At 64.8% G+C, this 24,704-nt stretch carries 19 protein-coding genes; 5 read left to right on the top strand and 14 right to left on the bottom strand.

The genetic code is table 11. The features are described 5' to 3' along the window. Positions 1-74: 74 nt before the first annotated feature. From prpF to U0O11_RS02790, 6 genes are all read right to left on the bottom strand, one after another. A complete protein-coding gene (gene prpF, locus U0O11_RS02815; RefSeq protein WP_225347555.1) occupies positions 75-1,343 on the bottom strand; it encodes a 2-methylaconitate cis-trans isomerase PrpF in 1,269 nt (422 codons plus the stop codon). Next, positions 1,340-4,042 (bottom strand): Fe/S-dependent 2-methylisocitrate dehydratase AcnD, encoded by a 2,703-nt coding sequence (acnD, locus tag U0O11_RS02810; protein ID WP_225348097.1) that lies wholly within the window; start codon positions 4,040-4,042, stop codon positions 1,340-1,342. Before acnD ends, prpF begins: the two co-directional genes overlap by 4 nt. Before the next feature lie 67 nt (positions 4,043-4,109). After that, on the bottom strand, positions 4,110-5,252 hold the full coding sequence (gene prpC, locus U0O11_RS02805) for a bifunctional 2-methylcitrate synthase/citrate synthase (RefSeq protein ID WP_324691586.1): 1,143 nt from the start codon (positions 5,250-5,252) through the stop codon (positions 4,110-4,112). A gap of 182 nt (positions 5,253-5,434) precedes the next feature. Then, entirely contained in the window at positions 5,435-6,346 is a 912-nt protein-coding gene (gene prpB, locus U0O11_RS02800) for a methylisocitrate lyase (RefSeq protein WP_043333964.1), read from the bottom strand. Between the two features lie 73 nt (positions 6,347-6,419). Further along, positions 6,420-7,199, bottom strand: a complete 780-nt coding sequence (locus U0O11_RS02795; protein ID WP_043333965.1) for a GntR family transcriptional regulator — start codon at positions 7,197-7,199, stop codon at positions 6,420-6,422. Positions 7,200-7,569: 370 nt separating this feature from the next. After that, positions 7,570-8,442, bottom strand: a complete 873-nt coding sequence (locus U0O11_RS02790; RefSeq protein WP_225347553.1) for an alpha/beta fold hydrolase — start codon at positions 8,440-8,442, stop codon at positions 7,570-7,572. Positions 8,443-8,685: 243 nt separating this feature from the next. Between U0O11_RS02790 and pabB the strand changes: the two genes are divergently transcribed. Both pabB and U0O11_RS02780 read left to right on the top strand, forming a co-directional pair. Further along, positions 8,686-10,137 carry an aminodeoxychorismate synthase component I gene (pabB, locus tag U0O11_RS02785; protein ID WP_225347552.1) on the top strand — a complete coding sequence of 484 codons (1,452 nt, stop codon included), beginning with the start codon at positions 8,686-8,688 and terminating at the stop codon, positions 10,135-10,137. A gap of 215 nt (positions 10,138-10,352) precedes the next feature. Beyond that, the gene (locus tag U0O11_RS02780; protein ID WP_054555396.1) at positions 10,353-10,979 is read left to right on the top strand and encodes a phosphoadenosine phosphosulfate reductase domain-containing protein; all 627 of its coding nucleotides are present in this window, start codon (positions 10,353-10,355) and stop codon (positions 10,977-10,979) included. A 164-nt stretch (positions 10,980-11,143) separates the two neighbouring features. Here the strand turns inward: U0O11_RS02780 and cysB are convergent, their stop codons facing one another. Further along, positions 11,144-12,115 (bottom strand): HTH-type transcriptional regulator CysB, encoded by a 972-nt coding sequence (cysB, locus tag U0O11_RS02775; RefSeq protein WP_043333969.1) that lies wholly within the window; start codon positions 12,113-12,115, stop codon positions 11,144-11,146. 176 nt (positions 12,116-12,291) lie between these two features. On the opposite strand from cysB, the gene U0O11_RS02770 reads away from it, so the two are divergent. Both U0O11_RS02770 and trxA read left to right on the top strand, forming a co-directional pair. Next, complete coding sequence (locus U0O11_RS02770) at positions 12,292-13,068, top strand: sulfite exporter TauE/SafE family protein (RefSeq protein WP_043333970.1); 777 nt, start codon at positions 12,292-12,294, stop codon at positions 13,066-13,068. A gap of 250 nt (positions 13,069-13,318) precedes the next feature. Next, positions 13,319-13,642: a thioredoxin gene (gene trxA / locus U0O11_RS02765; protein ID WP_043333971.1), complete on the top strand. Its 324-nt coding sequence runs from the start codon at positions 13,319-13,321 to the stop codon at positions 13,640-13,642. A 134-nt stretch (positions 13,643-13,776) separates the two neighbouring features. On the opposite strand, the gene U0O11_RS02760 is transcribed toward trxA, so the two are convergent. From U0O11_RS02760 to U0O11_RS02740, 5 genes are all read right to left on the bottom strand, one after another. Then, positions 13,777-14,997 carry an AI-2E family transporter gene (locus U0O11_RS02760; RefSeq protein WP_225347551.1) on the bottom strand — a complete coding sequence of 407 codons (1,221 nt, stop codon included), beginning with the start codon at positions 14,995-14,997 and terminating at the stop codon, positions 13,777-13,779. Positions 14,998-15,410: 413 nt separating this feature from the next. After that, positions 15,411-17,222 carry an acyl-CoA dehydrogenase C-terminal domain-containing protein gene (locus tag U0O11_RS02755; RefSeq protein ID WP_324691581.1) on the bottom strand — a complete coding sequence of 604 codons (1,812 nt, stop codon included), beginning with the start codon at positions 17,220-17,222 and terminating at the stop codon, positions 15,411-15,413. A 452-nt stretch (positions 17,223-17,674) separates the two neighbouring features. Beyond that, positions 17,675-18,439: an SDR family NAD(P)-dependent oxidoreductase gene (locus tag U0O11_RS02750; RefSeq protein WP_215823860.1), complete on the bottom strand. Its 765-nt coding sequence runs from the start codon at positions 18,437-18,439 to the stop codon at positions 17,675-17,677. Positions 18,440-18,579: 140 nt separating this feature from the next. After that, positions 18,580-20,250, bottom strand: coding sequence for an AMP-binding protein (locus tag U0O11_RS02745; RefSeq protein ID WP_225347549.1), 1,671 nt, complete (start codon positions 20,248-20,250; stop codon positions 18,580-18,582). A gap of 250 nt (positions 20,251-20,500) precedes the next feature. Then, positions 20,501-21,118 (bottom strand): TetR/AcrR family transcriptional regulator, encoded by a 618-nt coding sequence (locus tag U0O11_RS02740; protein ID WP_213113527.1) that lies wholly within the window; start codon positions 21,116-21,118, stop codon positions 20,501-20,503. 117 nt (positions 21,119-21,235) lie between these two features. On the opposite strand from U0O11_RS02740, the gene U0O11_RS02735 reads away from it, so the two are divergent. Then, positions 21,236-22,456 carry an acetyl-CoA C-acyltransferase gene (locus U0O11_RS02735; protein WP_225347548.1) on the top strand — a complete coding sequence of 407 codons (1,221 nt, stop codon included), beginning with the start codon at positions 21,236-21,238 and terminating at the stop codon, positions 22,454-22,456. A 146-nt stretch (positions 22,457-22,602) separates the two neighbouring features. On the opposite strand, the gene pstB is transcribed toward U0O11_RS02735, so the two are convergent. Then, entirely contained in the window at positions 22,603-23,445 is an 843-nt protein-coding gene (gene pstB / locus U0O11_RS02730) for a phosphate ABC transporter ATP-binding protein PstB (protein WP_153635115.1), read from the bottom strand. 81 nt (positions 23,446-23,526) lie between these two features. Further along, positions 23,527-24,693 (bottom strand): phosphate ABC transporter permease PstA, encoded by a 1,167-nt coding sequence (pstA, locus tag U0O11_RS02725; RefSeq protein ID WP_043333976.1) that lies wholly within the window; start codon positions 24,691-24,693, stop codon positions 23,527-23,529. Positions 24,694-24,704: the final 11 nt, after the last annotated feature.

Here is a 24,704-nt window from a genome sequence, read left to right as displayed (position 1 = left end):
TTTCATCGGGATGCCGCAGGAGGAATATCAAGAGAGATATATTGACAGTAGACCATCGCCTGCCAATACCGGCGCTAGCGCATCAAGGTCTCCGCCGGCACCCGCACCCAGCCTTCCATCAGGATACGCGCGCTGCGACTCATCACGGCCTCACTGACGGTCCATTCGCCCTCGCCTTGCTGGTCGTCACCGTCCTGACCCGAAGGTGACTGACGATGGGCACTCGCGCCGACCCTGAGCGTGCCGGAGGGATGTCCGAAGCACACCGAGTCACGCGCGGTGCCAGTCTGTCCGACCCCAGACTCAGCATCGGCCCCGCCACCGGCGGCAAGATTGACCAGCGTGCCGGGCACCGCGGCCGCAGCGGCGATGGCGACGGCCGCGGTGCCCATCATGGCGTGGTGCAGCTTGCCCATCGACACGGCGCGAATCAGCACGTCGATCTCGTCGGCCTTGATCTCGCGACCACTGGAGACGACGTGATCCACCGGCGGTGCCACGAAGGCGACCTTGGGGGTGTGCTGACGTCTGGCGGCCTCGCCCAGCTCCTGGATCAGCCCCATGCGCAGTGCGCCGTGGGCGCGCAATGTCTCGAGGCGCGCGAGGGCCTCGCCATCCGCGTTGATCGCCTCCTGCAGCTCGGTGCCCTGATAGCCGAGATCGCGGGCAGCGACGAAGATGGTCGGGATGCCGGCATTGATCAGGGTCGCCTGGATCCGCCCGCCCGCGACCACCGATTCCGGCACTTCCAGCGTATCGACCACATTGCCGGTGGGGAACATGCTGCCCTCGCCGGCGGCGGGGTCGCGGAAGGCGACCGCCACTTCGGCAGCCGGGAAAGTCACGCCATCCAGGGCGAAGTCGCCGCTTTCCTGGACGCGCCCCTCACACATCGGCACCCGAGCGATGATGGTCTTGGCGATGTTGGCCTGCCAGATACGCACCTCGGCGATGCCATCACGCGGCAGGCGCTCGACCGGCACCAGGCCCTTCTCGATGGCGAAGGGCCCGACCGCCGCCGAGAGATTGCCGCAGTTGCCGCTCCAGTCGACGAAGGGCGAGTCGATGGAGACCTGGCCGAACAGATAGTCGACGTCGTGGTCCGGCTGTTCGCTGCGACTGATGATCACCGTCTTGCTGGTGCTGGAGGTCGCGCCCCCCATGCCGTCGATCTGCTTGGCGTAGGGGTCGGGGCTGCCGATCACGCGCAACAGCAGGGCATCACGCGCCGGGCCCGGCACCTGCGCCGCTTCCGGCAGCTCATCGCGCAGGAAGAACACGCCCTTGCTGGTGCCGCCACGCAGATAGGTGGCGGGAATCCTGAGCTGTGCCTGCTGGCTCATGCCGATACCTCCGCCGCCGGCTCGCCCGGTGCCTGGGAGCTCAGAAAGTCTTCGGCGAAGCGCTGCAGCACGCCGCCCGCCGAGTAGATGGAGACTTCCTCACGGGTATCGAGACGGCAGGTGACCGGCACGCGCTCGAGCTGGCCTGCCTTGTCGCCGGCGGTGCGCTCGATCACCAGCGTGAGTTCTGCCCCCGGCGCCGGCTCGCCTTCGACGGCGTAGATCTCGCTGCCATCCAGCGCCAGCGTCTTGCGCGTGGTACCGGCGGCGAACTGCAGCGGCATCACGCCCATGCCGACCAGATTGGTGCGGTGGATACGCTCGAAACCTTCCGCGACGATGGCCTCGACGCCCGCCAGCCGCACGCCCTTGGCCGCCCAGTCACGCGACGAGCCCTGGCCGTAATCCGCGCCCGCGATGATGATCAACGGCTGCTTGCGCTGCATGTAGGCCTCGATGGCCTCCCACATGCGTACCACCTTGCCTTCCGGCTCCAGGCGCGTGAGCGAGCCCTGCTTTATCTCGCGCTTGCCGTCCGCCCCTTCCACCACGGCCATCTCGTTGATCAGCTTGGGATTGGCGAAGGTGGCCCGCTGCGCGGTGAGGTGATCACCGCGGTGAGTGGCGTAGGAATTGAAGTCCTCCTCCGGCAGGCCCATCGCGGCCAGATACTCACCCGCCGCACTGCTGGCCATGATGGCATTGGAGGGCGACAGGTGATCGGTGGTGATGTTGTCCCCCAGCACCGCCAGTGCCCGCATGCCCTTGAGCGTCGGTGCGCTGGCCAGGCCGCCTTCCCAGTACGGCGGACGACGGATGTAGGTGCTCATCTCGCGCCAGTCGTAGAGCGGACTGGTCGTGTCGTCGCGATCCTGACGGGCCTCGAACATCGGGATGTAGACCTGACGGAAGTGGTCCGGCTTGACGCTGGAGCCGACGATGGCGTCGATCTCCTCGTCGCTCGGCCACAGGTCCTTGAGCATGATCGGCGAGCCGTCCGGCGCATGCCCGAGAACATCCTTCTCGATATCGAAGCGGATGGTGCCGGCGATGGCGTAGGCGACCACCAGCGGCGGCGAGGCCAGGAAGGCCTGCTTGGCGTAGGGGTGGATACGACCATCGAAGTTGCGGTTGCCGGACAGCACCGCGGTGGAATAGAGATCACGCTCGACGATTTCCTGCTGGATCGCCGGGTCCAGCGCACCGCTCATGCCATTGCAGGTGGTACAGGCGAAGCCGACGATGCCGAAGCCGAGCTGTTCGAGTTCCGGCAGCAGTTCCGCCTCTTCCAGATACAGCTGCACGGCCTTGGAGCCCGGCGCCAGCGAGGTCTTGACCCACGGCTTGCGCGTCAGCCCCAGCGCATTGGCGCGTCTGGCCAGCAGGCCGGCGGCAATGACATTGCGCGGATTCGAGGTGTTGGTGCAGCTGGTGATGGCGGCGATGATCACCGCGCCATCCGGCATCAGGTCGCGCCCGTCCTCGTCCTGCTCATGCTCGATCACCCCGGAGATCCCGCGTGCGGCCAGTTCACTGGTCGGCACGCGACTGTGCGGGTTGGAGGGGCCCGCCAGGGTGCGCACCACCGAGGACAGGTCGAAGGTCAGCTCGCGCTCATATTCCACCGCGCCTTCGATATGACCGCTCTCGTCGGCCCACAGCCCGGTCTCACGCGCGTAGCGCTCGACCAGCGCGATGTTCTCCGGCTCGCGGCCGGTCAGCGTCAGATAGTCCAGCGTCTGCTGGTCGATGTAGAACATCGCCGCCGTGGCGCCGTACTCCGGCGTCATGTTGGAGATGGTGGCGCGATCGCCCAGGGTGAGGCTGGCCGCGCCTTCGCCGAAGAATTCCAGATAGGAGGAGACAACCTTCTCGGCGCGCAGGAATTCGGTCAGCGCCAGCACGATGTCGGTGGCGGTGATGCCCGGCTGCGGACGCCCGGTGAGGCGCACGCCGATGATGTCCGGCAGACGCATGTAGGAGGCACGCCCCAGCATCACGCTCTCGGCCTCGAGCCCGCCGACGCCGACGGCGATCACGCCCAGCGCATCGACATGCGGCGTGTGGCTGTCGGTGCCCACCAGGGTATCCGGGAAGGCGACTTGATGGCCCTTCTCATCGGCGCGCGACTCGATCACCGGCGACATCCGCTCCAGATTGATCTGGTGCATGATGCCGTTGCCCGGCGGAATCACGTCGATGTTCTCGAAGGCCTGACGCGTCCAGTCGATGAAGTGGAAGCGGTCCTCGTTGCGCCGCTCCTCGATGGCGCGGTTCTTGGCGAAGGCGCCCTTGTCGAAGCCGGCGTGCTCCACCGCCAGCGAGTGGTCGACGATCAACTGGGTCGGCACCACCGGATTGACCTTGGCCGGGTCTCCGCCGCGCTCGGCGATGGCATCGCGCAGGCCGGCCAGGTCGACCAGCGCGGTCTGACCGAGGATGTCATGGCACACGACGCGCGCGGGGTACCAGGGGAAATCGAGATCACGCCGACGTTCGATCAATTGCACGAGGCTGTCACGCAGTTGATCCGGCGGGCAGCGACGCACCAGGTTCTCGGCCAGTACGCGTGAGGTATAGGGCAGACCGGCGTAGGCGCCGGGGGCGATGTCTTCCACGGCGGCACGCGCATCGAAGTAGTCGACCGGGGTACCCGGTGACGCCGTGCCAGGCAGGGGTTTGCGATACTCGGTATTCATGGGCATCCGGACTCATCAGGCGGTCAAGCAAACGATCGGCCAGCACGCTGACTGGCCGAGGAAAGGGTCAGTCGCGCTGCTCGATGGGCAGCCAGTCGCAATGCTTCGGGCCGGTGTAATCGGCGCTCGGGCGGATGATGCGATTGTTGGCGCGTTGCTCGAAGACATGCGCCGCCCAGCCGGTCAGGCGTGAACAGACGAAGATCGGCGTGAACAACTTGGTGGGAATGCCCATGAAGTGATAGGCGCTGGCGTGGAAGAAGTCGGCATTGCAGAACAGCTTCTTCTCGCGCCACATCACGGCTTCGACGCGCTCGGAGACGGCGTAGAGCTGAGTGTCGCCCACATCCTCGGACAACTTGCGTGACCACTCCTTGATGATGGCGTTGCGCGGGTCACGTTCACGGTAGATGGCGTGGCCGAAGCCCATGATCTTCTCGCGGCGCTCCAGCATGCCGAGAATCTCGCACTCGGCTTCCTCCGGTGAGCGCCAGTGCTCGATCATCGCCATCGCCGCCTCGTTGGCACCGCCATGCAGCGGTCCGCGCAGCGAGCCGATGGCCCCGGTCACACAGGAGTGCAGGTCGGAGAGCGTCGAGGCGCAGACACGCGCGGTGAAGGTCGAGGCATTGAATTCGTGCTCGGCATAGAGGATCAGCGAGGTATTCATCACCGCGGCATGCAGCTCGCTGGGGGCCTCGCCGTGCAAAAGGTGCAGGAAGTGCGCGCCGATGGAGTCGTCATCGGTCTCGGTGTCGATGCGCACGCCATCATGGCTGAAGCGATACCAGTAATTGATGATCGACGGGAACACGGCCAGCATGCGGTCGGCCTGGTCGGACTGCTCATCGAAGCTCTCTTCGGTCTCCAGATTGCCGAGCATCGAGCAGCCGGTGCGCATCACGTCCATCGGATGGGCGCTGGCCGGAATCTGCTCCAGTACTGCCTTCAGGGCATCCGGCAGGCCACGCAGGCCCTTGAGGCGCGCGATGTAGGCGTCCAGTTCTTCGCGATTGGGCAGCTTGCCCTTGAGCAGCAGATAGGCGACTTCTTCAAAGCTTGCGTGGGCGGCGAGATCCTCCAGATCGTAGCCGCGATAGCGCAGGCCGGAGCCGGTCTGGCCGACGGTGCACAGGGCGGTCTCGCCGGCACTCTGGCCGCGCAGGCCGCTGGAGGCACTAGGGCTCGGGGTAGCGGTGGTATCTGACATGGCGCGATCTCCTTGGCAGTGACGTCATTGAGTTGTTCTTTTTCTTGTAGGGCATAAAGCGTCAAGCCCCTCGCCGGCCAGGCGTTTGCCAGCGAGGGAGAAACGGTCGGGCCGGAAGTGCCGGCCCGTGAAGCCAGTGGCCTCCTGATGCGAGACATGGCGTCCGTCTCGAGCGTCTGGCATCAATCCTTGCGGCTTTCGGCCTCGAACAGGGTGTCCAGCTTCTGCTCGAAGGTGTGGTAATCGAGGAAGTCGTAGAGCTCCATGCGGGTCTGCATGTCGTCGACCACGTCCTTCTGGTCACCCTTGTCGTGGATGTTCTGGTAGACCTTGAGGGCGGCGGCGTTCATGGCGCGGAAGGCCGACAGCGGATAGAGCACCATCCGGCAGCCGACGTCGCCCAGCTCGCGCTGATTGAACAGCGGCGTGGCGCCGAATTCGGTGATGTTGGCCAGAATCGGCGCGTCGACGCCCTCGCAGAAGGCGCGGTAGTCCTCGAGGGTATGCACCGCCTCGGCGAAGATGGCATCCGCCCCGGCCTCGACACAGGCATTGGCACGCGCCACGGCGGCCTCGAGCCCTTCCTTCTGGAAGGCATCGGTACGCGCGATCAGATAGAAGTCGTCATCACGGCGGGCATCGGCGGCCGCCTTGATGCGATCGACCATTTCCTGACTGGAGACGATGGCCTTGTTGGGGCGATGTCCGCAGCGCTTCTGGGCGACCTGGTCTTCCAGGTGCACGGCCGCCACGCCGGCGCGCTCCATCTCCTGAATGGTGCGTGCGATGTTGAAGGCGCCGCCCCAGCCGGTATCGATGTCCACCAGCAGCGGCAGCTCGCTGGCGGCGGTGATGCGGCGCGCGTCTTCCAGCACGTCATTCATGCTGGTCATGCCCAGGTCCGGCAGGCCGTAGGAGGCGTTGGCTACGCCACCACCGGACAGGTAGATCGCCTGATGCCCGACGCGCTCGGCCATGATGGCGGTATAGGCATTGATGGTGCCGACGATGGGCAGCGGACGGTTGGCTTCCAGCGCCGCGCGGAAGCGGGCGCCGGGGCTTGGCAAGGCGGTGGAACTCAGATGGCGTGACATGACATCTCCCGGGCTGGGCCCATGACGGGGTTGGAATTGTTGGGGGTGATCCGGTCGCAAGCGGTGTGGCAGTTCACTCCTCGCCCTGCTCTTCCTTGAGCGTGGCGGCATAGCGGCGGGCGACGTTCTCCCGCGAGGCGCTGACGTGGCGCCGCATCAGCAGCTCCGCCAGCTCCTCGTCGCCAGCCTCGATGGCATCGACGATACGGTGGTGCTCGACGAAGGCCTTCTGCGGACGCGAGCCACTGGCGCTGAACTGGGTGCGATACATGCGCACCAGGTAGTAGAGGTCGTCGCAGAGAATCGTCATCAGCATGTGGTTATGGCTGCCGAGGACGATCTGGTAGTGGAAGTCGAGATCGCCTTCCTTCTGGAAGTAGGCGGTGCCGGTCTTGAGGTCCGACTGCTGCTCGTGGGTCTTGAGCACGCTGCGCAGCCGCGTGACCTCCTCCTGCGTCATGTGCCGCGCCGCCAGACGCGCGGCCATGCTCTCCAGCGCCTCACGCACGTCGAACAGCTCCAGCAGCTCGGTCATCGAGAGCTTGACCACCCGCGCGCCGACGTGGGGCACGCGCTCGATCAGGCGATGGACCTCGAGGCGACGCATCGCCTCACGCAGCGGGCCGCGCGAGATGCCATAGGCCTGCGCCAGCCCCGGCTCTGTGATCTTGCTGCCCGGTGCCAGCTCACCGCGCACGATGGCGTCCTGCAGCTGGTGGAAGACGCGCTCGGCCAGGGTGCGCACCTCAGGCGTCGGAGCACTCGCGGAGGCGGTGTGGCCTGCCTGCTCGGCAGTGGCGCCGCGCGCGAGGCTTCGAGCGGTGGTGGCATTGTGAAAGGCATCGGTGGTCATGGCGGTCAGGCAATCCGGCTGGACAAGGGGCTGAGACAGGACAATGGCGATGAGGGACTTTCAGCACCATTGTCGACAATCATTCAATGACTGCCAGACTAGCCAGCGAGCCTGAGTGGGTCAAGATGCAATCCGCCAAATCCTCTACACCTTTGGCGTAAGAGAGCTGGCATGCGCTGGACAAAAGGCTGCCAGAACAAGGCCGAACCGCCTGAGGCGCCGCCATGCCAGTCTTCCCGCGTCACCATGCCAGAGGCACTCCAGACGGTAGCAGCCAAGACGAAAGACGCCCCGCCAGCACAGGCTGACGGGGCGTCTTGAGTCTCAATGCCAGACCGCTCATCGGCCGGCTTGTCGACAATCACATGTTTTATACGAAGCTGAGCTCCGCGCCGATGCGGCGGGGTTTCTGGAAAGGCAGCGAGTGATCGGTGCCGGGGATTTCCAGCGACTGCCAGCCCGCATGACGCTCGGCCAGCAGGCTGTGATAGTCGCGCAGGGTCTGCGGGCTCTTGCCGCCGACCAGGCTGCGCACCTCGCTGCCTGAGGCCAGCACGTCGGCCAGCAGTGCCTCACGGTCGATCTCGCGCACGGCATGCGTGACACAGTCCAGCGCATTGGCGAAGCCCAGATGACGATGCGCCAGTCGCGCCACCATCATGCGCTCGGCGCGCGGGTTGCGCGTACGGTGCGGCGAGATGAGGTCGAGGAAGGCGGTGATGCCCGCCTCGGGACTTGAGGCTTCGCGCATGGCGCGCGCCGCCTCGGCGTAGCCGTCACGCACCTTGACCATGGTGGCGTGGCATTCGCGCTCCAGCAGTGCCGGCTCCAGCAGGCTGATGTCGCCGACCTTCACCTCCGGGCGCTCGGCGCGCAGACGCTGGACGAGACGCATGGCGACCAGCCCGCCGAAGCTGTAGCCGATCAGGTCGAAATGCGTGATGCGCTGGGTCTCGATCAGCGCCATCACGTCCTCGACCACCTGCTCGAGAGTGAAAGGAGGCTCGCCGCCCTGCGGCGCCAGCGTCTGCCCCATGCCACGCAGGTCCGGGATGATCAGCTCATCATGGGCCGTAAGATGCCCGACCAGCGGTGCCCAGGTCAGCGTGCCGGCCACGCCCGCGCCGTGCAGCATCAGCAGTCGACGCCCGCCCTGTGCGTCATGCCGCTTGAGACGCTGCCAGAAGATGTTCTGATCGGGACGTGACAGCAGATGTTGGCCATGTTCGAACTCGGGATGCATGCAGGGGCTCCGGTGGGGTGCCAGGGGCTGGGCAAGAGACTGGGCAAGAGGGCTGGGCGAACGTCAGCACGTGCGTCAGGGCAGTCATCGATGACGGCGCAGGGCGTTCAGAGGCAGGCACCTTAATCAGCGCACGGGAGAACGGCAAGCCGACAAGGACAGCCCCTCACCGGAATCCGCACGCATGGGCGGACAAAACGCCTTCGGATGCCTAGAATGCCCTGTCCGCCAACGGAAGCTGTCATGACCATCTCGCTCGAAATCAACGCCCTGCCCTACGCCCTCGCCGCCGAGGATGAAGCCTCCACGCTGTCGCGCTTCGCACGCCTGCGCTCACGTCCCGACGCCGTGCTGCTCGACAGCGGCCAGCCGTCGCTGGCCGGTGGCCGCTTCGACATCATCAGCAGCGACCCGCTGGCCGTGCTGGAGCAAGGCCCACACGGCGGCAAGCTCACTGGCCCGCTGCCGGAGTCGATGCGTGACCTGAGCCAGTTCAGTGAAGCGCTGGAGCGCCTCGCCCGCCTGCCGGTGATCGAGGCCCAGCGCCAGCTGCTGACTTTGCTGCCACAGACACTGGCACGCGAAGAGCTCGCCCGGCATGACCTGACAGCCGAAGACCTGCCATTCATTGCCGGCCTGCTGGGCTACTGGAGCTACGACTTCGGGCGCGCGCTGGAAGACCTGCCCGCCACGACCGAGGACGATATCGCGCTACCCTGGGCGCGTCTCGGTCTCTATGACTGGGCATTGATCAGTGACCATCAGCGCCAGCAGAGCTGGCTGATCGCCTCGCCCCAACGGCGCAGGCAGGTGCTTGAGTGGCTGGAGCAACCGGCGCCGCGCAGCGCCGACTTCGCCCTCGACACCCCCTTCGCGCCGCTGCTGGACCGCGCGGGCTACGGCGAACGCTTCCGCCAGGTGATGGAGTATCTGCATGCCGGTGACTGCTATCAGATCAACCTGACCCAGCGCTTCTCCGCCGACTGCAGTGGCGACAGCTGGGATGCCTACCTGCGCCTGCGTCAGGCCACGCCGACACCTTACGCCGGCTATCTGAGCTGGCAGGACCCCCAGGGTGAGGAGATGGCGATCGTCTCCGTCTCGCCGGAGCGCTTCGTCGAGGTCAATCACCGCGCGGTCGAGACCAAGCCGATCAAGGGCACCCGCGCACGTGGCACGACGCCGGAAGAGGACGCCCAACTTGCCGCCGAGCTGCTTGAAAGCCCCAAGGACCGCGCCGAGAACGTGATGATCGTCGACCTGCTGCGCAATGACCTGGGCCGCGTCTCCGCGCCCGGCAGCGTCAAGGTGCCCTCACTGTGCGCGCTGGAGAGCTACGCCAACGTGCACCATTCCGTCAGCACCATCACCAGCACCCTGGATGAAGGACGCGATGCGCTGGACCTGCTCGGCGCCGCCTTCCCCGGCGGCTCCATCACCGGCGCGCCCAAGATCCGCGCCATGCAGATCATCGAGGAGCTGGAGCCGGTGCGCCGCAGCGCCTATTGCGGCAGCCTCGGCTATCTGGATATCCGCGGCCACATGGATACCTCCATCGCGATCCGCACGGCGGTGATCGCCGAGGGCCAGGTGCATCTGTGGGGCGGCGGCGGTCTGGTCGCCGACTCCGAGGAAGAGGCCGAATACCGCGAGAGCCTGGCCAAGATCCAGCGTCTGATGGAAGCGCTTGGCTGACAGGCGGCGTTATAAGGCGTCATGAGCGCCATAACTCGATGGCATATAACGTTCGAACGAATTCGTATTGGGGAAGCAGTGCCTGCCTTTGATAGGGTAGGCGCATTCCTGCACGTCTCCTTGAGCGCTACCCGCCTCTGCTGATGGTCTTTGCTGGCCATTGATCAGCCCTGCGCCCCGCTCCATCGGACGTGCCCTCGTTCTGGAGACTCCTCATGTCCGATACCTTCGATCTCGCCCGCATCAATGCCGAATTCGGCAACGACCCGGAAGCCCTGACCCGCTGGGCCCTGTCACTGGACAAGCACGCCATCTGCACCACCAACTTCCGTCCCTTCGAGGCGGTGATTCTGCACATGGTGACGCGCTTCCGTCCTGACATCCCGATCGTGTGGATGGACAACGGCTACAACACCGATGCCACCTATCGCTTCGCCGATGAAGTGACGCGCAAGCTGAACCTGAACCGCATCATCTATCTGCCGCAGCGCACGCGTGCCCACCGTGAAGCCGTCGATGGTCTCACGCCGCATATCGATGACCCGCGCCACGAAGCCTTCACCCGTGAAGTGAAGCTCGAACCCTTCGAGCGTGCACTGCGCGAACTGAACCCCGAGATGTGGTTCACCGCCGTGCGCGCCAGTGACACCGCCTTCCGTGCCGGCATGCAGCCGGTCTCGCTGAACGGCGATGGCCTGATCAAGGTCGCCCCGGTGCTCAACTGGTCATCCAAGCAGATGCACGAGTATCTGGTCGCCCACGACCTGCCCAACGAGTTCGACTACGTCGACCCGACCAAGGCGGAAGACAACCGCGAGTGTGGCCTGCACCTGGCACACTGAGCCTTGTGGTTGATGCTGTGTGCTCGCACCGCCCAGCCAGCAAAAAGCCCGCCTCTCAGGAGGCGGGCTTTTTCATCTGCGCTGTGGCAGATCTGACGAGCGGGACTTAGTTCACCGGGGCTGTCCACCGACACTCAGTCCACCGGCACTCAGCCCACCGGCACTCAGCGCACCGGCAGCTCGATGTCGTGGAAGATCTCGTGCTCGTGGCGCGGGCCGGCGGCCAGTGCCGCTTCGACACGCTCGCGCGTCAGGTGCGGCGCGAAGCGCTCGACGAATTCGAACATGTAGCTGCGCATGAAGGTGCCGCGACGGATGCCGATCTTGGTCGTGGAGCTCTCGAACAGATGCGTGGCATCCAGCGCGACCAGGTCCTCGTCAGCCACCTCGTCCACCGCCATGTGCGCGACGATGCCGATGCCCATGCCGAGACGCACATAGGTCTTGATGACATCGGCGTCCGAGGCGGTCAGCACCACGTTGGGCGCCAGGCCGTGGGACTTGAAGGCATCGTCCAGCTGGCTGCGGCCGGTGAAGCCGTAGGTATAGGTGACCAGCGCATAACTGGCCAGCGACTCGAGGGTCAGCTCCTCGCCATTGGCCAGCGGATGATCCTTGGGCACCAGCACGCAGCGGTTCCAGCGATAGCACGGCAGCAGGATGAGGTCGTTGAACAGCTCCAGCGACTCGGTGCAGATGGCGAAATCGGCCTGACCTTCACTGACCATGTTGGCGATCTGCTTCGGCGTGCCCTGCTGCATGTGCAGCGCGACATCCGGGTACTTGCGCGTGAAATCGGCGATCACCGGCGGCAAGGCATAACGCGCCTGGGTGTGCGTGGTGGCGATCGACAGGCTGCCGCGACGGTCGTCACTGTGCTCCTGGGCGACGTGCTTGATGTTCTCCACCGTGCGCAGCACCTGGCTTGCCAGCTCGACGATGGACTCGCCGGCCGGGGTCACCCGCGTCAGGTGCTTGCCACTGCGTGCGAAGATTTCGACGCCAAGCTCATCTTCCAGCAGACGAATCTGCTTGGAAATGCCCGGCTGGGAGGTATACAGACTTTGCGCGGTGGCGGACACGTTCAGGTTGTGGCGGGTGACTTCCCAGATATAACGCAACTGCTGGAGTTTCATGCGGCTTCACTCTCCTGAGAAGCACCATCGACGCGACGCGGCGTGACAGTGGCCCGGACATGGCCGGTCACCTTGCTAAGATGATCGGGCGATAAAATCATGAATAATGATTCCTTTCGGGAATATACGCTCAAGAGTAGATTGGCGACAGTAACCTGACAAGGGGGTAGGTAGGGATGGAAGTCACACAACTGCTGCTATACGTGCTGGCAGGCGCCGGAGTGGGTTTCGCGGTCGGTGTCACTGGCGTGGGCGGCGGCTCGCTGATGACGCCCCTGCTGTTGATGTTCGGCTTCCCGCCGCACATCGCCGTGGGCACTGACCTGCTCTATGCCTCCATTACCAAGGCGGGCGGCGCCTTCGCGCACCATCGCCAGGGCCATGTGGACTGGACCATCGCCCGGCGCCTGGCCATCGGCTCGCTGCCGGCGGCACTGTTGACGATTGCGGTCCTGCATACCTTCTTCACTGACCCCACCGCCTACGCGGGCCTGATCAAGGGCATGCTGGGTGTGATGTTGATCCTCACCGCCGGCGTGCTGCTGTTCAAGAAGCGCCTGCTGGGGCTGATCAGCCCGGAAAGCTTCATCGTACGCCACGCGGCACCGCTGACCGTGCTGTCAGGCATCGTGCTCGGCGTGTGCGTCACCCTGTCCTCCGTGGGTGCCGGCGCCTTCGGCGCTGCCGTGCTGATCATGCTGTTCCCGCTGTTGAGCACCGCGCGCATCGTCGGCACCGATATCGCTCACGCCGTACCGCTGACCCTGGTGGCGGGACTGGGCCACCTGTGGTTGGGCAACGTCGACTTCCTGTTGCTCGGCGCATTGCTGGTCGGCTCACTGCCCGCCATCAGCCTGGGCGCACGCCTGACGCGCCACATGCCCAGCGGCCTGCTGCAGGGCCTGCTGACGACACTGCTGCTGGGGCTGGGCATCCGTTACGCCTTCTTCTGAGCTCTCCTTGCTGCGGGATCTTTCGCATAGGCAATACCAAAGTCGGGGCGGGCAATCCACATTGCCTGCCCCGTTGCTATTCCCTCAAACCAATAAAACAGCTATAAAAACACTAGCGATCATAACCCCGTGCTATTGAGCCGATGGACAATGCCCATTTGTCAGTGATGCAAAGTGGCGCTACCATCGGACGCAGCCTGCATGTCCGGCAATGCCGCAGACAGCGAAACGAATCCCCTGGAGAAACAAGATGTCCAATCACGTCGATGTCACCGGCGCCAACTTCGAACAGGAAGTTCTCAACGCTGAAGCCCCGGTCCTGCTGAAGTTCTGGGCCCCGTGGTGCGGTCCGTGCAAGATGATGGCGCCGGTCGTCGAAGAAGTCGCCAACGAGAAAGGCGAAGGCCTGAAGATCGTCAACGTCAATGTCGATGACGCGCCGGAAATCGCCGCCGAGCAAGGCGTGCGTGGCGTGCCGACCGTGATCCTGTTCAAGTCCGGCGCCAAGGTCGCCTCTCTGGTCGGTGCCCAGTCCAAGGGTCAGCTGAGCCAGTTCATCGAGCAGAACCTCTGAGTCGACTTGCTGACAGGTGACTGCCCCGCCAGCCACCGCGCACTGATTCGATAACCAAAGGCCCCGTCACGCACAGCGTGACGGGGCCTTTGGCATTCTGGCAGCGGGTCATCCACGCAGAGCTGGCTCGCGGGTCATTCCTCCGCCATGCGTCGACGACGGCGGATCCGGCGCACGGAGGGGCCCAGCAGACGCGCCGCCCAGCGCGTGCCCGGGTGCGAGTCGAAGGCGATCTTGAGCGTCATGGTGATCGGCACTGACAACAGCATGCCCACCGGCCCGAACACCCAGCCCCACACCACCAGCGACAGGAAGGCGGCCAGCGTCGACAGCCCCAGGGTGCGCCCCATCACGCGCGGTTCGATCAAGTTGCCGAGAATGAAGTTGATCGCCAGATAACAGCCGCCCAGCATCAGCGCCTTGACCGCGCCACCCTCCGGCATCACCAGCGTCAGCAACACCGCAGGCACCGCGGCCAGCGCCGAGCCGATGTTGGGGATGTAGTTGAGGCAGAAGGCCAGCGTGGCCCACAGGAAGGCGAACTCCACATCGAGCACCAGACAGCTGATCGCGACCAGTCCCCCGGTCACGAGGCTGATCAAGGTCTTGACCGCCAGATAGCGGCGTAGCGTCAGCGAGAACAGCGTGAAGCGGCGCAGGCTGACATGCGGGCTGCGCAGCGTGCTGACCAGCTTGTCGCGCAGTGACAGCGCCTCATAGAGCAGGAAGGTGGCCGTCAGCACGATGATGACACTCGAGGACAGAAGCCCCCCAAGCCCGGTCAGCAGGTTCGGCACCCACTGGGTCAACGAGGCCGGATCGACCAGCTCGCTGAAGCGGGCCGGCGCGATGGATACGCCACTGTCCGCCAGCCATTCCAGCATGCTCTGATACTGTTCGCGCAGGCTCTCCTCAAGCTTGGGCATCTCATCGCTGAACAGGGTGAAGCGCGAGACCAGCAGCGCCGTCAGCGACGAGAACAGCACGCAGACCGTCAGGATGACGATCGGCACCCCGAAGCGTTGCCCGATGCCGTGACGGGCCAGCCAGCGCACCGGCGCATCGCAGACCGCAGCGACGAACACCGCCAGCAGTAGCGGGACCACCAGGTCCGCCGCCAGCTTGAGGCCGCCGATGATGATGACCACTGCGGCCATGCCGACCAGCAAGGGGTGAATCTCCAGCGCGCGGCGCACATTGGGCGCATGGCGAGAACGTCCGGAGCGTTCGAGCGCCTCCTGCTGACGCTCGTCGCGTGGCACCTGCATGCGTGTCACGGCCTCCTCGATGGAAGTGCCCTCACTGACGCTGCGTGGCTCGCCAACGCTATCGTCAGGCGCTTGCGCGTCAGCCATCTGCGCCTCGGGCGGCACTTCCTCGTGTCGCGATCTTTCGTCAGGCGTGTCGTTCGCGTGCATCCTGCGCCACCTATCCTGTCAGTGCTTGCCATCAGTACTTGCCATCAGTACTTGCCATAAGTACATGCGCGTCGCTGTCCCGAGGAAACCGCGGGGCAGCCTTCGATGCGCCTATCTTGGGCGCATGCCTGTCACAAGCCAAGACTGAAACGAGATTGATTGCTCGTGTCGGGAAAAACTCCTGCCTGACACCAAGCGCACAAAAAATGGGGAGACCGAAGTCTCCCCAAGGGTACCGAGTCAGAGCGCACTGACTGGAGGCATAAGACACGACTGTTGCCGATACATCGAACTGCTGAGTCTTGAAGCTGCTGTAAGGCTTGAAACTGCTGTCAGGCTTGAAACCGTCATCAGATCTCGAAGCCGCTGCCGAAGCCTTCCACCGTCGGCGCCATCAGCGTCTCGCCACCGGCACGAATCATCGCGGCATGGCCTTGCGTGCGCGGCAGGATGCGCTGGAAGTAGAAGCGCGCGGTATCCAGCTTGGCCTGATAGAAGGCAGCGTCCCCTTCGCCGGCCGCCAGCGCGGCCCTGGCCGTCTCACCGGCCCGCGCCCACAGGTAGCCCAGCGTGACGTAACCGGCATACATCAGGTAATCGACACTGGCCGCGCCGACCGCTTCGCGGTCCTGCATCGCACCCATGCCCACCGCCATGGTCAGCTCGCCCCATTCGCGGTTGAGCTCAGCGAGCGGATTGGCAAACTCGCTGCCTTCGCTGGCCTGGCAGAACTTGTGGATCTCCTTGGTGAAGACCTTGAGCGATTCGCCCTGGCTCATCAGGATCTTGCGGCCCAGCAGGTCCAGCGCCTGGATACCGGTGGTGCCTTCATAGAGCAGGGTGATGCGTGCATCGCGCACGAACTGCTCCATGCCCCATTCCTGAATGAAGCCGTGGCCGCCATAGACCTGCACGCCATGGTTTGTCGCCTCGAAGCCGGTCTCGGTCAGGAAGGCCTTGACGATGGGCGTCAACAGGCCGAGCAAGGTATCGGCACGTGCCTTGTCTTCGCTGTCCGGAGCATTCTCGACGATGTCATTGAACTGGGCGGCGTACATCACCAGCATGCGCCCGCCCTCGGCGATGGCCTTCTGGGTCAGCAGCATGCGGCGCACGTCCGGATGCACGATGATCGGGTCGGCCGCCTTCTCAGGCGCCTTGGCGCCAGACAGGGCACGCATCTGCAGACGGTCACGCGCATAGCTCAGCGCATTCTGGAAGCTGGCCTCGGCCAGCGCCACGCCCTGGATCCCCACGCCGAGACGCGCGGCATTCATCATGGTGAACATGCAGGCCAGCCCCTTGTGCGGCGGGCCGACCAGATAGCCTGTGGCGGAGTCGAAGTTCATCACGCAGGTCGCGTTGCCGTGAATGCCCATCTTGTGCTCGATGGAGCCACAGCTGACGCCGTTGCGCTCACCGGCCTCGCCATTGGCGTCGGGCAGGAACTTGGGCACCACGAACAGCGAGATGCCACGCGAGCCTTCCGGAGCATCCGGCAGCTTGGCCAGCACCAGGTGCACGATGTTCTCGGAAAGATCATGTTCACCGGCCGAGATGAAGATCTTGGTGCCGCTGATGCGGTAGCCCTTGCTGCCATCGCTGTCATCCAACGGCACGGCGCGGGTCTTGATCAGCCCCAGGTCCGTGCCGCAATGCGGTTCGGTCAGGCACATGGTGCCGGTCCAGCTGCCTTCGACCAGCTTGGTCAGATAGGTCTGCTTGAGCACCTCGCTGCCGTGATGTTCAAGCGCATTCATCGCGCCATGCGACAGGCCCGGATACATGCCCCACGACAGGTTGGCGGAGGCGACCATTTCCGAGAGCACCATCGCCAGTGACGGCGGCAGACCCTGACCGCCATGCTCCGGTGAGGCAGCCAGACTCGGCCAGCCGCCCTCGACATACTGCTGATAGGCAGCCTTGAAGCCGCTCGGCGCCTTGACCTCGCCGCCCTCGAAGGTACAGCCCTCGCGATCGCCCGACTGGTTCAGCGGCGTCAGCACCTCGTGCGCGAAGCGTGCGCCCTCCTCCAGGATGGCGGTCACGATATCGTCGCTGGCCTCATCGCCACCCGGCAGGCTGGCATAGTGCGCGGGATAGTCGAGCAGCTCATTCATCACGAAGTGGATGTCGCGCAACGGCGCCTGATAGTCCGGCATGCTTTACTCCTTGAGCCGTCGCGACGCGGCGGCGCTGACCTGAACAACGACAGGTGGCGGCAGGACGCTTGTCAGGCGGCGCAGCACTCACTCGAGCAATGAAGAAGCGAGTCGCTGGCGGCGAACAGGTCTGACGCAACACTATCAAACATGTGTTTGAAATTAACGCCTCCTTCGCCATACCGTCAAGCGGTCGTTTGATTTCTGGCCTGCGACATTGGTGGCAAGCCCTGTCTCATCAGTGGCGAACCCTGTCTCCAGGCCGCCCTCGCGCACGGCAGACACAAAAGAAGACACAAAAAACAGACACAAAAAAGCCCGACCGCAGCCGCGATCGAGCAATATCTCCCCCAGAGATAACCTGTCCTGCAAGATTCCTTGTGTACCGTGCTCTCTCCTCAGAGCCGATCCAGAGAGCCCGATCCAGACGATAAAGGTCTTACCCGCCAGCCTCAGGCCATGCGAATGCTGCCATCGAGGCGGATCACCTCCCCGTTGAGCATGCTGTTGGTGATGATGTGCTCGGCCAGACGCGCGAACTCATCGGGCTTGCCCAGACGCTTGGGAAACGGCACCGCCTCGCACAGCGCCTCGCGAGCCGGCTCCGGGATGCCGGCCATCATCGGTGTCTCGAACACGCCGGGCGCGATCGCCATCACGCGAATGCCATGGCGTGCCAGCTCGCGCGCCATCGGCAGCGTCATGCCGGCGACCCCGGCCTTGGAGGCGCTATAGGCACACTGCCCCACCTGGCCATCGAAGGCCGCGACCGAGGCGGTATTGAGAATGATGCCCCGCTCGCCGTCCTCGCCCTCGGCGGCATTGCGCGCCATGCGTGCCGCCGTCAGGCGCGCCACGTTGAAGGTGCCGCTCAGGTTGATCGCCAGTGTCTTCTCGAAGCCCTCAAGCGGAGCAGGCTCGCCGTCACGATCCACCAGCTTGGCGACGCTCACCACGCCGGCACAGTGGATCACGCCGTGGATGGCACCGAAGGTCTGCTCCGCGACATCCAGCGCGGCCTCGACACTGGCGCTGTCGGTGATATCGCAATGACAGAAGCGTGCCGCCTCCCCAAGCGCATCGGCCTGTTCACGTGCGGCCTCGGCAAGGTCCGCCAGCACCACCTGGCCGCCGGCCGCGACAATACGTGAGGCCGTGGCGGCCCCGAGGCCGGATGCTGCGCCGGTGATCAGAAAGCAGTGGTCGGCGATCTTCATGAAACGAGTCTCCCGAAAGGTGATGGCAGGAAAGGTGATGAGAGGCAGTGGTGACAGGCGCGTGGTAACAGGCGCGTGGTAACAGACAAGCCCCGTCGGATAGCCGGCCGTGCCTGAAAGCCACGTACATGGCTCGGTGTTCAGCTCGCGCGCGCCTGTGCCCGCAGCAGGAAACGCTGGATCTTGCCCGACGGCGTCTTGGGCAGGCTGTCGACGAAGTCGATCTCGCGCGGATAGCTGTGCGCCGAGAGTCGCTGACGCACGCTGGCGCGAATTTCCTCCGCCAGCTCGTCACTGCCGACATGGCCATCGCGCAGCACCACATAGGCCTTGATGATCTCGCCACGCAGCGCATCCGGCTTGCCGACCGCCGCCGATTCCGCCACCGCCGGATGCACCAGCACAGCGTTCTCGACATCCGCCGGGCCGACGCGATAGCCCGCGGTGGTGATGATGTCGTCATCACGCCCGGCGAAGGTGAAGCGGCCATCGGGCTCTGCCACCACCACGTCTCCAGTCAGGTAATAGCCCTCGACGCAGGGCTGCTTCTCCTGCCAGGTGTAGCCGGCGAAGAAGTGCGCGGGAGAGCGGGCGATATCCACCGCCAGCACACCCGGCTCGCCCGGCGGCAGCTCACGATACTCGGCGTCGAGCACGGCCAGTCGATAGCCGGGCAGCGGGAAGCCGACACTGCCGACCACGACCTCATGGGCCAGCGCGTGATGATTGCAGCAGGTCATGCCGGTCTCGGTCTGACCGTAATGGTCCATCACCGCACAGCCCAGCTCCCGCGCGACCCAGCCCACCACCTCAGTGTTGAGGGGCTCGCCGGCGGAGCTTGCGACCCGCAGGTTCAGGCGCTCGAAGGCGCCTTCACCGAGCCCGGAGGCCTTGAGCATGCGATAGGCCGTGGGCGCGGCCGCGAAATTGTCGATGCGGTGACGCTCCATGAACGCCAGCCCGCCTTCTGCACTGAACGGCGCCTGCATGAAGTAGGTGGTGGCACCCAGCAACAGTGGGCCGGTGATGGCGTAGTAGAGGCCGTAGGCCCAGCCGGGGTCGGCCATGTTCCAGAAGCGCTCGCCGGGGCGCAGGTCCACCGCCAGGCGTTGATAGAGCCAGAAGGCAGGCAGCGCATTCAGCGCCACCGCCACGCCCTTGGGCTTGCCGACCGTGCCGGAGGTGAACATCTGCAGGAAGGGCGCCTCCGCCGGAAGCCACACCGGCGGCTCGGTCAGTGGCTCGCTCTGCATCAATGTCTGCCAGTCGAGATCGTCCGCCTCCAGCGCATCTCCCTCACCGCGCACGCAGATGATCACGGGATGGCGGGCAAGCTCAGTGAACTTGCTGCGCTGGCTCGTCTCGGTGATCACGATCTGCGTCTCGGCGCGCGACAGGCGATAGTCGAGCGCATCGGTGCCGAAGGCGGTGAACAGCGGCTGATAGACGGCGCCCAGCCGCCAGGTCGCGGCCAGCGCGATCATCAGCTCCGGCGTGCGCGACAGCATGCAGGCGACCCGCTGCCCCGCCATCACGCCCTGTGCCTTCAAGGCAGCCGCCATCCGCGCGCTCTGCTCATCGAGCTGTGCGTAACTCAGCTCACGCACCCGGCCCTGTTCGTCTTCGTGGACCAGCGCGATACGTTCGCCCTGCCCGGCGCGCAGATGACGCCCGACACACGCCTCATAGGCATTGCCGAGCTCGCCCTCGTCATTGGTGTCGAGCGGCGTGGTGAACAGTTCATCGCGCAATGCCTGGATATCGAAGGCGGCCAGATAATCGCTCAGCGTCTGGCTGGCGGCGGGTTGCATGGCGTGTGAATTCGCAGATGCAGCAGAGGCGGCGCGTGACGTGCGGTTTGTTGTTGTATCGCTTGGCGTCATGGCGTGACTGGCTCCTGAGTGGTGCTCCGGGGCGATGTGAGATGACTGGGCGCCAGCCATCTACAGTTAACGTAAACGTCAAGTTAGCGACAAGCCTGTCGGGCGGCAAGCATTGTGACGCTCGACTGGCCAAAAGTTGCAGAGGCGGTGTAACGGACGCCGTGCAGCAGACACTCGCTCAGGGCAGACGACACAGGCTGTCGACCAGCGCCTCGGCCAGCTCATCGGGGGAGCGCTCTCCATCGGGGCGATACCAGCGTACCGTCCAGTTGAGCGCGCCGAGCATGAACTGGCGCAGCAGCGCGGCGTCGCCCTTGAGCAGCCCTGCGGCCACGGCGGAGGCGATGGCGTCACGCCACAGATCCTCGTAGTCATCGCGCAGCTGGACGAGATGCTCGCGCGCCGGGCCCTCCAGCCGCCGCCACTCATAGAGCGCGACCACATGGGCATTGCGATCCGTGAGCAGCGTGTCCAGATGTGCACGCGCCAGGGCCAGCAGTCGCTCACGCGCCTGCTGCTGCGACGCCGCCGAGGCGGTCACTTCGCTTGCCTGGTACGGCTCGCAGCGCGCCAGATGCTCACGGGCGATGGCCAGTGCACTGAACATGCCCTCTTCGATCACGGCGCACAGAATTTCCTGCTTGTCGGCGAAGTGATGGAAGAGACTGCCGGACTTGATGCCCATTTCCTGGGCCAGCATGCGGACGGTGGTGCGATCGAAACCCTCCTCGACGAACAGGCGGGCAGCGATACGGACCAGCTCCTTGCGACGGGGTGAGGCGGTGGCTACATTCATCGTATAACTAGCGCTTGCTTGGTTTATGGGATTGAATGGATCAAAGCATAGCCACGCAGTGATCACAACGCCGACTGCACGACTCGATCTTCCAATAACAAGACACAGGAGACCGTCATGACCACCGCTTCCCGCACTACGCCAAGCCCCGCCGCCAGCGCCGATGACATCGTCATTCTCGCCGGTGCCCGCACGCCGATGGGTGGCCTCAAGGGCTCACTCTCGACGCTGAGCGCGCCACAGCTCGCCGCCGTGGCCATCAAGGCGGCCATCGAACGCGCAGGCCTCACGCCGGCCGATGTCGACGAAGGCATCTTCGGCTGCGTACTGCCCGCCGGCGTCAAGCAGGGCCCGGCGCGGCAGGCCATGCGTCAGGCCGGCGTGCCGGACAGCATCGGCGCCACCACCATCAACAAGCTGTGCGGTTCCGGCATGAAGGCCACCATGCTGGCGCATGACCTGATTCGCGCAGGCACCAACCGCATCATGCTGGCCGGCGGGATGGAATCGATGTCCAACGCCCCGCACCTGCTCACCCAGGCGCGTGGCGGCTATCGCCTCGGCCATGGCGAGCTGAAGGACCACATGTTCTTCGATGGGCTGGAAGACGCCGAGACCGGCAAGCTGATGGGCGTGTTCGCCCAGGAAGTGGCCGATGCCCGCGGCTATGACCGCCAGCGCATGGACGACTTCGCCATCGAATCGCTCAGGCGCGCCATGACGGCCACCGAATCGGGTGACATCGCACCGGAAATCGCCGCCGTCACGGTCAAGAGCCGCAAGGGCGAGAGCGTGGTCGAGCAGGACGAGCAGCCCTTCCAGGCCAATCTCGACAAGATTCCCACCCTGCGCCCGGCCTTCGCCAAGGACGGCACCATCACCGCCGCCAATGCCAGCTCCATCTCCGATGGCGCCTCGGCACTGGTGCTGACGCGCCGTGATGAAGCCGAACGGCGCGGGCTGGCCGTCAAGGCGCGTATCCTCGGTCACAGCACCCACTCCCAGCACCCCAGCGAATTCACGCTGGCGCCCATCGGCGCCATCGACTCGCTGATGAAGCGCCTGGAGTGGACGACAGAAGACGTCGACCTGTTCGAGATCAACGAGGCCTTCGCGGTGGTCACCCTGCTGGCGATGGACGCCCACGACATCCCGCATGACAAGGTCAATGTCTTCGGCGGCGCCTGCGCCCAGGGGCATCCGGTGGGCTCCACCGGCTCGCGCATCATCGTCACCCTGATCAACGCGCTGGAGCGTCGCGGCAAGAAGCGCGGCATCGCGGCGCTGTGCATCGGTGGCGGCGAAGCCACCGCGATCGCCGTCGAACTGGAAGACTGATACGAGACAGGCGGCAGACAAAGCATTGCCCTGAAATGACACGAGGCCCGGATCAATGATCCGGGCCTCGTGTCGTCGTGCGGCCTGCGATGCTCTCAGGCAGCGATCAGGGGCTCAGCCATCCGAGCCCCTGACGCAGGCGCCGCTTAGCCATAGCGACCGGTGATGTAGTCCTCGGCCTTCTTGGTATTCGGGTTGGAGAACATGGTCTTGGTGTCGTTGTACTCCACCAGCTCACCCATGTGGAAGAAGGCGGTGTAATCGGCGACACGTGCCGCCTGCTGCATGTTGTGCGTCACGGTGACGATGGAGAACTGGGTCTTCAGCTTGTCCATCAGGTCTTCGATGGTCGCGGTGGAGATCGGGTCGAGTGCCGAGGTCGGCTCATCCATCAGGATGACGTCCGGCTTGACCGCGATGGCACGCGCGATGCACAGACGCTGCTGCTGACCACCGGACAGCGAAGTGCCCGGCTGGTCGAGAATGTCCTTCACTTCTTCCCACAGACCCGCATCACGCAGCGCGCTCTCGACCAGATCATCCTTGTCGGCGCGACGGCTGACCAGGTCGTGCATGGTCGGTGCGTAGGCGATGTTGTCGTAGATGGACTTGGGGAACGGGTTCGGCTTCTGGAACACCATGCCGACGCGACGACGCAATGCCACTTCATCCATGTTGCGCGCGTTGACGTCACGGCCATCCATCTCGACCAGACCTTCGATGCGCACACTGCGGATCAGGTCATTCATGCGGTTCAGGCAGCGCAGGAAGGTCGACTTGCCACAACCGGACGGGCCGATCAGGGCGGTGACGTTCTTCTGGAAGACATCGATGTTGATGTTCTTCAACGCCTGCTTCTCGCCGTACCACAGGTTGAGGTCTTCCACGCGAATGGCCAGCTCGTGGTTGGCATCTTCATTGATGACGACCGGGCTACCGGGGCGAGTGGCGGCGGCAGGCTTGGCGGGAGTGGCGACGGTGCTGTTCATGTCTCGTATTCCTTGATGAGTCGTGGGCCAGGGCTAAGGGTGGAAGGCGACCGGCCAATCGGCGGGCCGCCTCGCAGCTGCCTACCAGCGACGCTCGAATTTCTTGCGCAGCATCACGGCTGCGGCATTGAGTAGGATCAGCACTGACAGCAGCACCAGGATGCCCGCCGCAGTACGTTCAACATAGGCCTGCTCCGGCTCGCCCGCCCAGGTGAATATCTGGGCCGGCAGCACGGTGGCAGCCTGGGTGATGGCGGTCGGCGCATCCGGAATGAAGGCCACCATGCCGACGATGATCAACGGCGCGGTCTCGCCCATCGCCTGTGCCAGGCCGATGATGGAACCGGTCAGAATCCCCGGCAGTGACAGCGGCAGCACGTGGTCACGCACCACCTGCCAGCGGGAGCAGCCGACGCCGAAAGCGGCCTGACGAATGGTGTCCGGTACGCTGCGCAGCGCCGAGCGCGTGGTGATGATGATCACCGGCAAGGTCATCAGACCCAGCGTCAGACCACCGACCAGCGGGGAGGAACGCGGCATGCCGAAGAAGTTGATGAAGATCGCCAGACCCAGCAGACCGAACAGGATCGACGGCACCGCCGCCAGGTTGTTGATGTTGATCTCGATGGCCTGGGTGAAGCGGTTGTCCGGAGCGAACTCCTCCAGATAGACCGCCGTCAGCACGCCGACCGGGAAGGCGAAGGCCAGCGTGACCAGCAGCGTCAGGATCGTGCCCATCGCGGCCGACCAGATACCGGCGTATTCCGGCAACTTCGAATCACCGGTGGTGAAGAAGTTGATGTTGAACTTGAGCTCAGCCGTGCCGTTCTCGATCATGCGGTCCAGCACGGCGGTCTGCTTGGGCTTCAGGTGTGACTTGTGGCCCTTGAGGTACTGATCGACCTGGTCATCGGCGATCACCCAGCGGTCGATCGTCTGCCCCATCAGGCTGGCGTCAGCGGCCATGTCGCGCGGCAGCTGGCGCAGCCAGCCGCGGCTGACCAGGTCACGCACGTCTTCTTCCACCGCTGCCAGCGGGATTTCCTGCGACTGCTCGCTGTAGGTGACCGGCACGTGCAGTTCTGCCTGCTGGAAGGCCGGGTAGCCGCGCATGACCATGTCGCCGATGAAGACCACCAGGAAGGTGGCGGCCAGGGCGAGTGCGCCCATGGACATGAATTTCAGGCGCTTGGTGCGGCGATGACGGCCCTTCAGCTGGGCCGAGATATCGTCGAATGAATGGCTCATGTCTAGTCTCG

This window comes from Cobetia sp. D5, from assembly GCF_035666195.1.
Lineage (GTDB): Bacteria > Pseudomonadota > Gammaproteobacteria > Pseudomonadales > Halomonadaceae > Cobetia > Cobetia amphilecti.
This window is presented reverse-complemented; position numbering and strand designations above follow the sequence as displayed.